Source organism: Streptomyces sp. HB132, from assembly GCF_016909575.1.
Taxonomy (GTDB): Bacteria; Actinomycetota; Actinomycetes; order Streptomycetales; family Streptomycetaceae; genus Streptomyces.
In genome coordinates, this window is record NZ_JAFBGA010000003.1 from 439,905 (window position 1) to 454,332 (window position 14,428).

Sequence of the window (14,428 nt, forward strand, 5' to 3'; positions counted from 1 at the left end):
GCGTACGGGACGTCACGCTTGTCCCCTGTCGCACAGTCGGCCTGCCGGAGTGACCATCGCATCATTCGCTCGTTCAGCTGAACATGCCCCCAGTGCGAGCAGTACCGCCGTCCGCCGGCCGCCCGTTCGCGGCCCAGGTGGTGGAGGGGCGGGCAGCGGCCGCGCCCCCCGCCGAGCACTACGCCCGGCTCGTGCGGATCGCGTACCTCGTGCTGGCGCCCTCGCTCGGCCGCAACCGCCGGGTGCTGTCGGCCCACTGGCTGACGCAGCGGGCTCTGGCCGGCGGGCGACGGGCGGATCCGGGGGACGCTTACGCGTACGTGCGACTGCGGGTGCTGAGCGGAGCGTTGGAGGCGGGGCTGCCGCTGTTCAGGTTCGCCCGGCCGCGCCGGGCGCAGTTCCCTCCGTTGGTGCCGCAGGTGTGGGGGCTGCGGCTGTTTCCGCATTCCTGCGGCGCGGACGAGCTGGCGCTGGAGCAGGCCCTGGCCGGGGTGTCGGGGCCGTGCCGGGCCGCGCACGTGCTGCGCGGGCTCGAAGGGCTGGATGACGCCGAGGTGTGCCGGGTCCTCGAATCGGCGGGGGTCGCCGACCCTCGGGCGGCGCTGCTGGAGGCGGGCGGGCTCGCGGCGCCCCACTCGCTGCTGTCCTCACCGGAGTTCGACCCGTGCTCCCTGCAGGTCAGGCCTACCGATCCGGTGGGCCGCAGGCGGCGCGGGCGTACCCTGCTGGCCGGCGCCGGCGCACTGCTGGTCTGCGGGACGCTGCTGCTGATGCCGGGGGACGGCCTGGGCGGCCCGAGCGCCGCCTCCGCGCCGCTCTACGCTCGCCATGAGACGGCTCAGCGGGCGCTGGATCCGGCCGCGTTGCGCCGGGTGCCGGACCGGCTCTGGCGGAGCTCCACGCGGAGGGACTTCACCGTCTGGCCCACGCGCGGTGACCGGGCCGGTGACACCGGCCTGCTGGGCCGTGCCCTCGCCGCGTGGGCGCGGCCGGGACCGGCGGTGGCCACGTCGGCGACGCCCGGGACGCCCGACGGTCCTCCGATGGGGCCGCCGCAACTGCTGTACGCGGGTGAGGCCGGCGTGGCCGCCGTGGTCCTGTTCCACGACGGTCTGCGCGTCGTGCGGTACGCGGAGCCGCGCAACGCCGACCCGTCCCGGGGCGCCGCCCTGGACTTCGCCCGGGTGGACGGCGCGGACGCGGTGGCGGCGAGCGCGCTGGTGGTGCAGCGCCGCGCCGGCCGGATCCGCTATCTGACCGCGCCCTGGGTGCGGGAGGCCGGTGTGCGGGACCTGCTCGCACCACGCGCGGCGGCCCGGCCGTTGCCCCGCGACCGGCACGGGGTGACGGACCCGCTGACGGAGCCGGAGGCGAGGGGCCGGGCGGACTGCCGTTCCTGGCAGGCCCTCGAGCTGCGGGACGGCACCGCGGCCCGCCTGATGACGGATCTCGGTGAACTCACGCCCGTGCGCCTCACCTCCGGTGCGCCGCGGTCTCCGCACGACGTGTCGGGCGGGTCCGAGCGGGAGGGCTGGGCGCGCACCGCCTGTCTTCTCCCCGCGATGCGGTCCAACGGCGTCCGTACGGTGAACTCCTGGCCGTACGCGAGGCAACGGCTGCCGGAGGGCGCGGGGAACGCGCTGTGGCTCTGCACCAGGGCGGACACCTGGCGGGGTACGGGCAGCAGGGTGCTGGCACAGTTCCATGCACCGCCCGAGCTGTCGGGTGGCACCGGGGCGCCGGGGGCGGTCGCGGCCCGTTCCGAGGACTCGCCGGACTGCGGGACACGCAGACCGCGGGTGCTGGCCGGTGTGTTGTGGAAGTCGGACGGCGGGCGGTGGTACGTACTGGCCGCCGGTTCGGGGCAGTTCGTGTCCGTGACCGCGACCGGAGGCGTGCGGGGCCGGGCGAGCGGGCGGCTGCTGGCGCTGCCGGCCAGGGAGGGTGACCGGCCCCGGCTCGACGGGCTGCTGAGCGACGGCGGCCGGGCGGGCGCACTGCGCTGAGCTCGGGGCGGGGGGCGGAGGGCCGTCCGACCGGCCCGGTTAGGCTGTCCGGCATGACGACCGGGGTGCGGCGCCGGATGGGTGTCGATGAGCGCAGGGCCCAGTTGATCGCCGTGGCACTGGAGTTGTTCGGCCGCCGCTCGCCCGACGAGGTGTCGATCGACGAGATCGCGGCGGCCGCCGGCATCTCCCGTCCACTCGTCTACCACTACTTCCCGGGGAAGCGCAGTCTGTACGAAGCCGCGCTGAAGCGGGCCTCCGACGAGCTGTCCTGCCTCTTCCTGGAGGCGCACGAAGGGCCTCTGGGAGCACGGCTGATCCGGGTCATGCATCGGTTCTTCGACTTCGTCGAGGAACACGGTCAGGGCTTCGCCGCGCTGATGCGGGGCGGCCCCGCGCGGGGTTCATCCACGGCCGGCGCCCTCGTCGACGGGGTACGGCAGGCGGCGTACGAGCAGATCCTCGCGCATCTCCGCATACCGTCGCCGTCCGCCCGGCTCGAACTCCTCGTGCGGTCCTGGGTGTCGCTGGCCGAGTCGACGGCGCTGCTCTGGCTCGACGGGAAGCGCGTTCCGCGTGCGGAGCTGGAGCTGCAGCTGGTGCACGACTTCGCGGCGCTGGCGTCGGTGAGCGCGGCCTACGACCAGGAGGTGGCGGGCGTCATGATGCGGGTCTTCGCGCAGGAGCCGGCGGACGGCCCGTTCGGCGAGCTGCTCGCCAGGCTCTCGGCGCTGGCACCCGCCACACCGGCCGTTCCGCCGCAGCGACTGCCTCAGTTCTTGCGGTAGGACGCGTCGAGGTCCCTGATCTCGGCCGAGGCGTGGACGGTGAGGCCGTCGACCGGCTTCAGGTGCCCGGCCAGCAGCTCCAGCACCGCTTCCGTCAGCAGCGCCTTGGTCTCGGGGGTCCGGCCGGGCAGCATCGCGATCGAGACGTTGACGATGGAGTCGCCCGCCGCGGCGTCGCCGACGACGGAGTCCTCGGTACGGCGGAACCGGGTCTTGCAGGCGGGGATCTTGGTGGACACGGTCTCGGCGACGAGCGGGTGCAGGGCCAGCGCGAAGCCGCGGCGGTCGAAGCTGTCGTCGAGCTCGGCGGAGTAGTCGACGGTGATCTGCGGCATCATTCGCTCCTGATCGCGAGTACGGGTACGCATACGTGCACAGCGTGCACGCACGTGTACAGCCTCAGCTTCGCGTGATCGCGCGGCCCGCACAAGTGAGCGCGGGGAACTCGGCCTCGGGGAACAGCGGTACAGCGGTGCAGCGGTACAGCGCCTAACCTCCGAGAACCGGGCGCTCTCCGGCGTCACCAGGGTGGCCACCAGGCCCCCGGGCAGCGCCGCGTCCGCCCGGTGCGCGGCCCTGGAGACCGTGGCGTGCAGCCGCTTCTCCGCGACCGTACGGACCTCCGGCACCTTCCGGGCCAGCACCGACACCCCTGGCAGCAGCACCTGGTGACGGCGCAGCCGGCCCACCGCCTGGTTGAACAGCGCCACCAGCCCCTCGGTGTGCGTCCACGCCCGGCGGTGCGGGAACGTACGGAACTTCCGCGCCACTCCGCATCGTCGTACTCGTGGTACTCGTACGCGTCCCGATCTCCCACGCGTGCTGGTACGCCGTCGGCTTGCGCTCGGTGTACTGCTTCACGCAACTGACGTCCCCGATGTCGAGCTGCTCCCCGAGGTACTCCACCACCGCCCACGGAACGTCCAGCGGGCCGTCCGGGAGGAACCGGCCGATGTAGCGCACGGTGCACATCTGAAGGGCGAACCCGAGCCGGTTGTGATCACCGCGCCGCTTCCGATGAGCTTGCGGTCCTCGTCGTCGAGGAAGAAGAACCGCACCAGCTCCGGCCGGGTCGGCTCCTCGTCGAACTTCCCGTACGAAGCCGCCTGCTCGTCGGCCAAGAACTCCACTGGCATGGACCTGAAGCTAACGACGCCCGCAGCCGCTCAACGATCTTCCGCCGAACCCCCGCACCAAGCCGACGACTGCGCTAGAAGCCCATGGTCACCGGCTTGGCGTTAACCGCTGTACCGCTGTTCCCCGAGGCCGGAACCGGGTGCCCACCCTTCCGGCGAAGCTAAGGCCGACGCGCCCTCGGCCGGAAGGGACCGTCACTCGCGAAGGCGCGGGTGGCGAATCGCTTGCCCATCCGGCGGTATGCGGTGGCCGTGGGGTGCAGGCCGTCGGCCAGATCGTCCGCCTCGTCCGGGCCGAGCAGCTCGCGGCCGTCGAGATGGTGGAGGTGGGGATCGCGTGCCCGCCGGGCGGCCACGATCCGTTCCAACTCGGCACGGACCACCGCCAGCGTCAACGCCCCGGCGGCCACCTGGGCCGGGTCACCCAGGGCTGTGATCCTCCCGTCCGGGCCCATCGTCGTCGGGCCTGGAGTCTCCTCGACCGCAGGACAGCTCACCGGGGACATCAACAGCAGCGGGGTGTCCGGGTGCCCGTCCCGGATGGTGTCCAGAAACCCATGCACCGCCGGGCCGAACGTCCGCAGCCGGAAGGCGGCCAGACCCACGATGTTGATGCCCACCTTGAGGCTGATCAGGTCGGCGGGCACATCACGGATCGTCCGGGCGACATAGGGGTCCAGCAGCGCGTTGCCCGCTTGGCTGAGGTTGATCACCTCCACTCCCCCGAGTGCGGCTGCCACCGTCGGCCAGGTGCCGGTCGGGCCGTCGGCCTCGATGCAGTGGCTGATGGAGCTGCCGTGGTGCACCCAGCGGCGCCGACCGTCCGGTAGCGGTGGAAGCACTTCACCGTCGGCGCGCAGTGCGACCAGTTCCATGGGGGTCTGCTGCGGCAGCCACAGCTCGACGCTCTTCATGCCGGCCGGCAACCCGGTGAACCGCACGGTCCCCGGATCGCCCGGGATCAGCCGCTGCGCGGCCCCGGGACCCGCCATCCGCAGCACGTTTCCCACCGGTGCCCGGCGCCGCCCGGCAAGAGCGCCGTTCACCAGCAGCTCCAGCATCCCGGTCGGACGGGGCAGGGGATCGGTGTCGAGCTGCCCTGTGAAGGTGAGCACCTCGAACTCCAGCTCACACGCATCGGTGCGAAACACCAGGCGCACACCCGAAGGCATCACGGTTACGCCGTAGACCGACGGATCCTGGTACTGCTCCTTGGTCCACGCCGGCAGCCGGCGCGGCATCACCCCCGTCGGCGTGATCTCCAGATCCAGCGCACCCCGCAACTCCACCGGTCCGCCCACCAGAGGAAACGCCCGCATCGCCACCGTCACCGCTCCTTCCCGAGGTCAGCCTACGATCGAGATCGCGCGCCGCGACGGTGCGGTCATCGTTCCCCGACCCTCTGGTCCGGCGGCCGTACGCCGGACGGAGACTGTGGGCATGGAGTTCTTCTGTTACCACCGCGACCGGCCCGGCTCCCTCACGTTACGCAACGAGCTCGTGGAAGAGCACTGGTCCTACATGGACCGGTACGCCGAGGAGCTGATCGCCCGCGGCCCGACCTTCGCCGACGACGGCGAGACACCCACCGGCAGCGTGCACATCGTCGACCTGCCCGATGCCGCCACCGCCCGCACGTTCGCTTTCGACGAGCCCAACTACCAGGCCGGCGCCTACCGGGACGTACTGCTGCGCCGGTGGCGCAACCTGCTGGGGCGCACCATGTGGGACTTCCCCGGTGACCGGGCCGGTGGCAACCGCTACCTGGTGCTCGGGCTCAGCTCGGGCCGGCCCGCCGACCTCGCCCTACCGCCCGACCGGGACGAGCTGATCGCGTACGGGCCTCTGCTGTCCGACGACGGCGCCACCTGGCTGGGTACGGCGGTGCTGCTCACGGCTTCCGACCCGGACGCGGCGCGCGCCGTCCTGACACAGGACCGGTATGCCGGCATAGAGGTTCATGACTGGGAGTTCGGCGGGCGCAGGTGATGGACCAAGGGCCGGCGAGAGCTCGCGTCCCCCTGCCGCCGTAGTCCTCACGTAAGCGCCGTCACCGCGCAGAAAGCGGCCGGTCCCGGCTCCCGCCCGAGGGCGGGAGCCGGGACCGGCCGGTGGGAGGGGGCGTCAGCGCTGGGAGAACACGGCGACCGTGCGCCCCGGCACGGTGAAGCTGCCCGACTTCCCCTCGTACGAGGATTTCTTGACCGTACTGTCCGCGCCCGCCGCCTGGACCGGGTGGAGTGCGTACGCCTTCCCGGCCAGCTCGGGGACGTCCTGGCTCTGCGTGCCGGGGGTGGCGTTCATGACGACGACCAGCTTGCCCAGGCGCATCGTGATCACCCCGGGCGTCTCCTCCTTGCCGGAGAGCGGGAAGGACAGGGTGTCCTGGACCTGCCCGGCGGTGGCGAGGCCGAAGTCCTTCTCGGTGGTGCGGATCGTGAGCAGGTCCTGGTACGCGGTGGACGCGCCGGTGATCTGCGCACACCCGGGGACGAGTGCGGCGGAGGCCAGCAGCGGCTTCCCGTACGACCACTTGTCCTTGTTGTCGGCGGCGGGCGGCAGTCCCCGGCCGAAGCCGTTGCCCTTGCGGCAGTCCCAGTGCAGGGCGTTGAACCAGTCACCGCTGTCGTAGGAGTTGCGGTCCAGCGACTTGGAGCGCAGCAGGTCGGTGCCGGCCTGGGAGAGCGCCGGACCCTGGGAGAGCGCGGCGGTCGCCATCGCCAGTACCTGCATGCGGGCCCGGTCGGCCGTCGTGGTGTCCGCGGGGAGCTTGAACGCGAGGGCGTCGTAGAGGGTCTCGTTGTCGTGGGCGTCCGCGTAGGCGAGCGCGTCGCCGGGCGCCGCCGCGTATCCGGCGGGGGCCCCGTTGTAGTCGACGGCCGAGCCCTTGACCGTGCGGCCCTGGGTGTCGGTGAAGGTGTAGTCGGCGAGGTTGCCGGTGAGGCCGACCTTGATCAGGTCCTGGTAGTGCAGCAGCCGGGCCTTCTGTTCGGCCTCGGTGCCGTTGGCGGCGGAGGTGTTGGGGTCGGTGTAGAGGCCTGAGGCGAAGCCCTGGACGCCGGGGTCCTCGTCGAAGGGGCCGCCGCCGCGCACGGCGTCGCGGGCCCGGTCGGAGAAGGTGGCGATGCCGGTGCCGGCCATGTTCTTCTGGGTGGCCTGGACGAAGCGGGCGTCGTCGGCGATCTCGCCGAAGTTCCAGCCCTCGCCGTACAGGATGATCTTACTTCCGTCGACGCCGTCCTTGGCGAGGGTCAGCTCGTCGAGGGCCTTGCGGACCGCGAGGATGTTGGCCTTGGGGTGGTGCCCCATGAGGTCGAAGCGGAAGCCGTCGACCTTGTACTCCTTGGCCCAGGTGACGACCGAGTCCACGACGAGCTTGCCCATCATGGTGTTCTCGGTCGCGGTGTTGGCGCAGCAGGTGGAGGTGGCGACGGTGCCGTCCTCCAGGAGCCGCTGGTAGTAGCCGGGGACGATCTTGTCGAGGACGGACTTGTCGTCCTGGCCGGAGGCGACGGTGTGGTTGTAGACGACGTCCATGACCGTCCGCAGCCCGGCGCCGTTGAGTCCCTGGACCATCTGCCGGAACTCGGTGGTGCGCTTCGTGCCGTCGGGGTCCGAGGCGTAGGAGCCCTCGGGGACGGTGTAGTGCAGCGGGTCGTAGCCCCAGTTGAAGCCGTCCTTCGCGGCGGCCTCGGTGACGCAGGCCTGCTGCTCCTCGGAGTCGGGGGCGTGGGCGGACAGGTCGCAGGCCGGCTGCTGCTGGTCGGCCATCTTCTCGGGGATCGTCCCGATGTCGAAGACGGGCAGCAGGTGCACGTAGCTGGTGCCGGAGTCCGCGAGCTCCTTGAGGTGCTTCATCCCGTCGGAGCGGGTGTCGGTGAAGGCGAGGTACTCGCCGGGGTGCTTCGACGTGCTGTCCGTGACGGAGAAGTCCCGGACGTGCAGCTCCTGGATCTGGGCGTCCCGCAGCGGCACGGCGGCGGGCTTCCTCAGCGCCGGCCAGCCGCGCGGCGCGAGCTTCGGGTCGTCCAGGTCGACGGCGAGGCTGCGGGCGGAGTCGGCGGTCAGCGCGGTGGAGTAGGGGTCGGTCACCTTGTTGGTGACCATCTTCTGGACGGTGGGCGCCCAGACCTGGACGGCGTAGCGGTAGGGCTTGCCGTCCCAGCTCTTCTTCCCCGTGACCGACCAGACGCCGGTGCGGTCGTCGCGCCGCATCGGGACGGTCCTCCCGTCGAGTTCGAGCGCGACCGTGCGGGCGGTGGGCGCCCAGACGGAGAGCGTCGGGCTGCCCTTACGGAAGACGGGCCCGAGGGCGGCGGTGCCGGCGGCCTTCCCGTACAGCGCGTCCAGGACGCCCGCGGTCTGTACGCCGGTGGCGGCGAGCAGGGCACCGTTGGCGGCACGTTGGGTGGCGATCAGCTGGCCTCGGAGGGACGTAACGACGCGGTCCCGGTCGCGGGTGTCGACGGTGAACGCGGGATAGTCCTTGAGGTGCGGGTACTTCGCCTTCTGCGCGACGGTGAGTTCGGTGGCGCCGAGCCGGAGCCACTGCCCCTCGTCGGACAGCGCTCCGTCGACGACGGAGATGCCACCGTTCTTCGCGTACACGAGCTGCTGGCTGGTGGCGTCGGTGGCCTTGACCTTCCAGACGACGGTGTTCGCGTCGATCCACTGGGCCTCGGCCTTGGTGAGGTCGGGCGTGGGCACCCCGCCGGCCTGCGGCAGCAGGTAGCCGGACTTGCCGCCGAGCATCCAGACCTCGTGCCCGTGCGTGGCGGTGTCGAGGGACTGGTCGCCCGGGAGGTCCTTCTCGTCGCCCTTGTGGAGGATGTAGCTGAGCGAGGTGGCGCCGTCGGTGAGCGGGACCTCGAAGGTGACGCCGTAGGCGTCGCTCCTCACGGGCTGCAGGGGCTTCGCCCAGTCCGTGGGGGCGGCGGCACCGGTCCAGGTGTGCAGGCCCCAGCCGTCGTAGTCGCCGTCGGCGCGGTGGTAGTGCAGTACGGCCTTGGAGGTGTCCTGCGCCGGGGCCTCGGGAGCCTCGGTGGCCTGCGCGTCCTTGCCCTGCTCGATCCAGACCTGGCCGGTCCTGGCGAGGTCGACGGTCCGCTCGGCGCCGTCGGCCGTGCCGTTCTTCTCGACGGTGTACGGGACCGAGGAGGCGCCCTCGTCGAGGTCGATCCAGGCGAAGGCGCCGTAGGCGTCACGGCCGACGAAGTCGGCTGTCTTCCCACCGGACTTCAGCTGCCAGCCCTCGTAGTCGCGGTCCGCGCGCTTGTAGTGGACGACGGCGTGGTCGCGGTCGACGGCGACGGGCTTCGGGGCGGGCGGTGCCTGGCCGGCGGTCGTGGAGGCGAGGGCGCTCGTGGTGCGTCCGGCGCGGTCGACGACCACGGCCTTGTAGCGCAGCGCGGTCCCGGCCTTCACCGACGCGTCGATGTGCTGGGTGACCTTGTAGGGGGCGTGGTCGGCGGAGCCCAGCGTCGTCCACTTCCCGTCGCCGGTCTGCGCGGCGAAGACGACGCGGTTCAGGTCCCCTCCGTCGACGCCGGCGGTGAGCTCGACGGTGCCGGTGGCTCCGGCCGCCGGGGCCTTCAGGGTGATCGAGGGCTTGGTGGCGGGGGTGCCGAGCGGCTTGTCGGCGCGGAGCACGATGCTGGACAGCGCGGGCACGGTGACCTTGACGGTCTTGTCGGCAGCGCTGCGCACGGCACCTGAACCGCCGTACAGTGTGCGGAAGTTCATGCCGGCCGACTCGGTGGGGAGCTCCACCGTCCTCGCCTCGGCACCGTTGTTGGAGGCGACGAGGTATTCGTACGGGCGCTTGGTGTCCGTACGCGAGACGGCGTGGACGGAGCCCTCGGAGTAGCGCTCGGTCTGGGTGCCGTCGCGCAGGGCCTGGTGCTCCCGGGTGAGCTTCGACAGGGCCGCTATGGATCGGTACAGCGGGTGCTTCGCGTCGTACGCGTCGGACGCGTGCGTACGGTCGGTGCCGATCTGGTCGTCGTCGAGGTAGTCGGCGGTCTCCGAGCCGAAGAGCGTCTGGCGGGCGTCCTTGTCACCGCCCGCCCCGGTGTACCCCTGCTCGTCGCCGTAGTAGATCACCGGGTTGCCGCGTCCGAGGAACATCAGTTCGTTGGCGAGCCGGGCGCGGTCCAGGAGCTCGGCGTCGCCGGCCTCCGGGTTGTCCTGCTTCAGGAAGGTGCCGATCCGGCCCATGTCGTGGTTGCCGAGGAAGGTCACCTGCTCGTAGGCGTTGGCCTTGTCGGTGGTGTAGCGGTAGTCGTCGGCGTAGACGGAGGCGAGCTTCGAGGCCGGGGCGCCCTGGGAGGCGTACTGCCGGGCGGCTTCCTGGAAGGGGAAGTCGAGCGTCGCGTCGAGGCGGCCCCGCGTCACGTACGGCGAGGTGATCGCGGTGTCGGAGGAGTAGACCTCGCCGAACATGAAGAAGTCGTCCCGGCCGCGCTTCGCCGCGTAGTCGTCGAGGACGGTGGCCCACCGGGTCCAGAAGCCGAGGTCGACGTGCTTGACGGTGTCGATGCGGAAGCCGTCGATGTCGAAGTCGCGGACCCACTTCTCGTAGATCTTCTCCATGCCGGAGACGACCTCGGGGCGCTCGGTCCACAGGTCGTCGAGGCCGGAGAAGTCGCCGTACTCGGTGGACTCGCCCGCGTAGGTCGAGTCGCCCCTGTTGTGGTACATCGTGGGGTCGTTGAGCCAGGACGGGACCTTCTCGCCCGTGTTCACCGGGGTGTACGGGAAGGAGTCGGCGTCCACGTCCGCCATGCCCCGGGCGTCGTCGAAGGGCCGGCCGTCCCGGTCGAGGTACGGGAAGGCGCCCTTGGGCTTGTAGCCGTACTTCTTCTCGGCGTAGTCGACGGTGTCGGCGGTGTGGTTGGTGATGACGTCGAAGAAGACCTTCATGCCCTTGCCGTGGGCCTTGTCGATCAGCTTCGTGAGGTCGGCGTTCGTCCCGAAGTGCGGGTCGACCTGGGTGAAGTCGGTGATCCAGTACCCGTGGTAGCCGGCGGAGGCGTTGTCCCCGGTGCCCTGGACGGGCCGGTTCTTGAAGATCGGCGCGAGCCAGATGGCGGTGGTGCCGAGCCCCTTGATGTAGTCGAGCCGCTGGGTGAGGCCCTTGAGGTCACCGCCCTGGTAGAACCCCTTGTCCGTCGGGTCGTAACCGGTCTCCGTCCGTGAGCCGGTGAGCCCGCCGCGGTCGTTGGAGGTGTCGCCGTTGGCGAACCTGTCGGGCAGCACGAAGTAGAACTGCTCGCGGGTCAGGTCGTGCCGGGCGGGCTCCTTCGCGAGTTTCGCGTCCGAGGGCGGGGCCGGGGGTCTGGGCGCGGCGGAGGCGGTGGCCGCCGGCACGACGGGGAGAAGCGCCGCGCACAGTGCGGCTACGGCTCCCCGCCGGAGGGTGGTTCGGGACACGGGCGGGTACTCCTCGGCTTTCGGGGTTCTGGCGATGTGGAGCGGTGCGGGCCGGGGACGCTCACCCTCGCGTCCCCGGCCCGCGACGAGTGGGGTCAGCTGCGCCAGACGTCGGCGGTCAGCGCGACCTTCCCGGAGGACGGGACGGTGGCGGTGCGGTTGGCGCCGCTCTCCCAGGTGACGTTTCCGCTCGCGTCCTTGCGGAGGTACTTGTACTCGAAGGAGGTCCCGGCGGGCAGGGTGACGTCGAGCTTCCACACGGGGTAGGCGGCCGGGTCGAGCTTCAGCGCACTGCCCGGGGCCCAGCTGCCGAGGGCGGCCTGGCTGCCGGTGACGTAGATGTTCTGGCCGGTCTGGGTGGTGGCGTTGACGCCGAAGGAGGCTCCGGACTGACCGGTGCCGGGCGTCGTGCCGCCGCCCGTGCAGGTGCGGGCGCCGACGTGCAGGGCGACGGCGGTGTTCGCTCCGAGCGTGGCGGTGAACTGCCCGGAGCCGTTGACGGTGACGCCCTTGCCGGACTGGACGTCGCAGTAGTCACCGGCGGGCAGCGCGGTCTGGAACGTCCGGGTCAGCGACGAGCCCTCGTGATTGATGGCGACGTACGCCTTGGAGCCCCGGCCGAAGGCGATCTGGTCGCCGCCGTTGTCCCACCAGTTCGAGACGGCCTGGCCGCGGGCGGCGTTGCGGAAGCCGACCATGGAGGAGATCTCGCGCCAGGCGTGCTGGCACTTCCAGCCGTCGCTGTAGCAGGCGTTCACCTGGCCGCCGTTGGGCGGACCGGCGTCCTTGTCGGTCCACTCGTAGCCGGAGTGGACGTCCGGGGAGCCGTAGGGGTAGGCCAGCATGAAGACGCTCGCCAGGGTGTAGTTGGCGCCGTCCTTGTAGTTCAGGGTGTCGCCGCCGCGCTCGGTGTCGTGGTTGTCGACGAAGACGGCCGACCTGCCCGACTCCATGAAGCCCCAGCCCTCGCCGAAGTTCTTGAGGTAGGCGAGGTTCTCGTCGTTGAAGACCTGCTTGAGACCGCGGCCGTAGCGGAACTCCTGGACGTCGCCGCTGCCGAGGTACTCCGAGGGGGAGACGGCCTCTCCGGCCCCGTAGATCGCCTCGTGCTTCCAGTACACGCCGGGGTTGCTGAGGCGGGACTTGATGTTCGCGAGGTCTGCGGCCGGCATGTGCTTGGCCGCGTCGATGCGGAAGCCGTCGACACCGAGGGACAGCAGGTCGTTGAGGTAGCCGGCGATCTTGCCGCGGACGTAGTCCTCGCCGGTGTCCAGGTCGGCGAGGCCGACCAGTTCGCAGTTCTGGACGTTGGCCCGGTCGCCGTAGTTGCTGATCTGCGACTGGCAGTCGTTCATGTCGTTGACCGAATAGGTCCCCGGGTAGTTGTACTTGGTGTACGAGGAGCCGCCGGTGCCGGTGCCTGATCCGGCCGACATGTGGTTGATGACGGAGTCGGCTATGACCTTGACGCCCGCGGCGTGACACGTGCTCACCATGTTCGCGAAGGCCGTGCGGTCGCCGAGACGGCCGGCGATCTTGTAGCTGACGGGCTGGTACGAGGTCCACCACTGGCCGCCCTGGATGTGTTCCTGGGGCGGCGAGACCTGGACGTAGCCGTAACCGGCAGGCCCGAGGCTGTCGGTGCATGCCTTGGCGACCGAGGCGAACTTCCACTCGAACATCACCGCGGTGACGTCCTTCTCGCCGGGCGGCGCGGCCTGGGCCGTGCCGGCGGCGCCGAGCCCGGCGGGGATGGCGAGCACGGCGGCGCCCATGGTGAGGGCGAGCGCGGCGTGCAAGGGCCTGCGTGCCATGACGTTCCTCCTGCGGTGGGGGAAGTGCGGGGGTGGCGGAGCAGCCTCCATGGCAACGCGCCGTGCCCTCAAGGCTTGTGAAGGTTCTTGCAGCAAGGATGCAAAACCCTGTGTGCGGCAGACCGTACGAGTCCGACCTGCCCTGGTCAACCCCTCGGACATCACGCGATCACGTCCCGCTCACTTCCTCGAAATCCTGGAGATTTCTTCCTGCAAGGTCTTACGCAAAATATTGCGGTGCTGTTAAGTTCATCCCGACTCCGGCCCGGCCGGCCGGGGGTCCGGTCCGCCGGATCCCACGCGCCCGTCCGGCCGGGCCGGTCACGCCACGGAGAGGCCCGGACGTCGCTTCCCCGCCGGCCCATCCCGGGCCGACTTCCGGGCCTCTCCCGCGCGTGACGCCCATGACGACGGGGACCTCCCGCGCGGGTTTCCCCAACTCGCGGCGTGGAGTGGCGATTGAATCGGCCGCGTCCCTTCGAGCCGTGCAGGACCGACCCGGGACGCGCCACCGGTGCGGGCCTGACCGGGCACGAGGCCGTGTTGCTGAAGGAAGCCGGTGAGCCGGGTGCACCCCGCACTTCGGCGTCGAGCAGCGTCGTTCCCCGCCCGGGCCACGCCTCCCGCCTGCGACGGTGCAGCCGCGTGGCGTCCATCTCGCTGCGTAGACTTCGGCTCGTAGGCCCGTCCGTGATCGCTACGCGCACTCTGACGGTTTCCCGTTCGACCCGAAGGACCGAGCCGTGTCCGACCGACCTGAGATCGTCTGCATCTGCGGCTCCACCCGGTTCGTGGACGAGATGAGCGCGGCGAACCGTGATCTGACCTTCACGGGTGTCATCGTCGTCGCGCCAGGCGTCTTCCCGCGCGCCGGGGATCACGAGGCGGACGAGGCGATCACCGTCGAGCAGAAGACCGCTCTGGGCGCCCTCCACCTGCGCAAGATCGACCTGGCCGACCGGGTTCTGGTCGTCAACCCAGGTGGGTATGTCGGCGAGTCCACCAGCAGGGAGATCGCATACGCCCGCGCCACCGGCAAGCCGGTCTCGTTCACTGATCCCTTCTGACCGGTGGACGCCTCGTGGCGCGCGCGGGCGACGAGTATCCGGGGCGCCGTGGCGGGCGGCACCCGCCGGGGCTGAGTCAGGCATCGCCGCAGTCTTCCGGGCGTTCACGCGTGCAACAACGCTGCGGGTCGATACACCTAGACTCACCCCCATGTGGCCAGGACAGCAGTCGCCCTCCGGACAGCC

Annotated in this window: 8 protein-coding genes and 1 pseudogene; 4 read left to right on the plus strand and 5 right to left on the minus strand. The window is 71.0% G+C overall.

What is annotated here, in order from left to right:
- Nucleotides 1-83 precede the first annotated feature (83 nt).
- Nucleotides 84-2,006 carry a hypothetical protein gene (locus JOC24_RS09685; protein ID WP_205019723.1) on the plus strand — a complete coding sequence of 641 codons (1,923 nt, stop codon included), beginning with the start codon at nt 84-86 and terminating at the stop codon, nt 2,004-2,006.
- A gap of 53 nt (nt 2,007-2,059) precedes the next feature.
- Nucleotides 2,060-2,794 carry a TetR/AcrR family transcriptional regulator gene (locus JOC24_RS09690; protein ID WP_205019724.1) on the plus strand — a complete coding sequence of 245 codons (735 nt, stop codon included), beginning with the start codon at nt 2,060-2,062 and terminating at the stop codon, nt 2,792-2,794.
- Here the strand turns inward: JOC24_RS09690 and JOC24_RS09695 are convergent.
- The 3 genes and pseudogenes from JOC24_RS09695 to JOC24_RS09710 form a co-directional block, all read right to left on the minus strand.
- Nucleotides 2,779-3,129 (minus strand): 5-carboxymethyl-2-hydroxymuconate Delta-isomerase, encoded by a 351-nt coding sequence (locus JOC24_RS09695; RefSeq protein ID WP_205020016.1) that lies wholly within the window; start codon nt 3,127-3,129, stop codon nt 2,779-2,781. The genes JOC24_RS09690 and JOC24_RS09695 overlap by 16 nt on opposite strands.
- A 135-nt stretch (nt 3,130-3,264) precedes the next feature.
- Nucleotides 3,265-3,930 (minus strand): annotated as a pseudogene (locus JOC24_RS09700) (DUF4158 domain-containing protein); the annotation flags it as partial.
- Between the two features lie 161 nt (nt 3,931-4,091).
- Nucleotides 4,092-5,249: a GDSL-type esterase/lipase family protein gene (locus JOC24_RS09710; RefSeq protein WP_205020018.1), complete on the minus strand. Its 1,158-nt coding sequence runs from the start codon at nt 5,247-5,249 to the stop codon at nt 4,092-4,094.
- A gap of 121 nt (nt 5,250-5,370) precedes the next feature.
- Between JOC24_RS09710 and JOC24_RS09715 the strand changes: the two genes are divergently transcribed.
- Nucleotides 5,371-5,919: a YciI family protein gene (locus JOC24_RS09715; RefSeq protein ID WP_205019726.1), complete on the plus strand. Its 549-nt coding sequence runs from the start codon at nt 5,371-5,373 to the stop codon at nt 5,917-5,919.
- 135 nt (nt 5,920-6,054) lie between these two features.
- On the opposite strand, the gene pulA is transcribed toward JOC24_RS09715, so the two are convergent.
- The gene (pulA, locus tag JOC24_RS09720) at nt 6,055-11,361 is read right to left on the minus strand and encodes a pullulanase-type alpha-1,6-glucosidase (protein ID WP_205019727.1); all 5,307 of its coding nucleotides are present in this window, start codon (nt 11,359-11,361) and stop codon (nt 6,055-6,057) included.
- Nucleotides 11,362-11,456: 95 nt separating this feature from the next.
- Nucleotides 11,457-13,175 carry a carbohydrate-binding module family 20 domain-containing protein gene (locus JOC24_RS09725; protein ID WP_205019728.1) on the minus strand — a complete coding sequence of 573 codons (1,719 nt, stop codon included), beginning with the start codon at nt 13,173-13,175 and terminating at the stop codon, nt 11,457-11,459.
- A gap of 743 nt (nt 13,176-13,918) precedes the next feature.
- Here JOC24_RS09725 and JOC24_RS09730 point away from each other — a divergent pair.
- The gene (locus JOC24_RS09730) at nt 13,919-14,242 is read left to right on the plus strand and encodes a hypothetical protein (protein WP_205019729.1); all 324 of its coding nucleotides are present in this window, start codon (nt 13,919-13,921) and stop codon (nt 14,240-14,242) included.
- The last annotated feature ends 186 nt before the right edge of the window (nt 14,243-14,428 follow it).

Excerpts from the sequence above, each read along its gene's own strand:
- JOC24_RS09725 (WP_205019728.1), bottom strand. The coding sequence starts at position 13,175 with ATGGCACGCAGGCCCTTGCACGCCGCGCTCGCCCTCACCATGGGCGCC.
- JOC24_RS09715 (WP_205019726.1), top strand. The coding sequence starts at position 5,371 with ATGGAGTTCTTCTGTTACCACCGCGACCGGCCCGGCTCCCTCACGTTA.
- JOC24_RS09690 (WP_205019724.1), top strand. The coding sequence starts at position 2,060 with ATGACGACCGGGGTGCGGCGCCGGATGGGTGTCGATGAGCGCAGGGCC.
- JOC24_RS09695 (WP_205020016.1), bottom strand. The coding sequence starts at position 3,129 with ATGCCGCAGATCACCGTCGACTACTCCGCCGAGCTCGACGACAGCTTC.
- JOC24_RS09685 (WP_205019723.1), top strand. The coding sequence starts at position 84 with ATGCCCCCAGTGCGAGCAGTACCGCCGTCCGCCGGCCGCCCGTTCGCG.
- JOC24_RS09710 (WP_205020018.1), bottom strand. The coding sequence starts at position 5,249 with ATGCGGGCGTTTCCTCTGGTGGGCGGACCGGTGGAGTTGCGGGGTGCG.